Origin of the sequence: Pseudomonas sp. 51_B (genome assembly GCF_017491595.1) — a bacterium.
GTDB classification, from domain to species: domain Bacteria; phylum Pseudomonadota; class Gammaproteobacteria; order Pseudomonadales; family Pseudomonadaceae; genus Aquipseudomonas; species Aquipseudomonas promysalinigenes.
Window position 1 is genome coordinate 1 of the sequence record NZ_JAFGYW010000506.1, and the last position, 295, is coordinate 295.

The 295-nt window shown below is 59.7% G+C and carries 1 protein-coding gene; it reads left to right on the forward strand.

Features of this window, described 5'->3' with window-relative positions:
- Positions 1-295 (forward strand): immunoglobulin-like domain-containing protein (locus J5M56_RS27285; RefSeq protein WP_207938181.1); only part of this gene is annotated, 295 nt, incomplete at both ends.

Below are 295 nucleotides of genomic sequence, written 5' to 3' on the forward strand. Positions count from 1 at the left end.
TCACTGGTTCGCCATTGGTGATCTCCCTGGCCAACGGCCAAAGCATCACCATTGGCCTGAATCAGACCACCGGCTCCGTGGACTTCGTGGCACCTAACAACGTATATGCCACCAACCCGACGCTGACTAACAGCATCACGGGCGTAACGGGCGGCAACTACGAAAAACTGGTCACCGCTGGTACACCGACCACCACGGTAACCGACAACCCTGCCAACCTGGACACCACTACCGTCAGCCTCAGCGCCACCGGTACCGTCCAGGAAGGCGGCCAGATCACCTACACCGCCAAGCT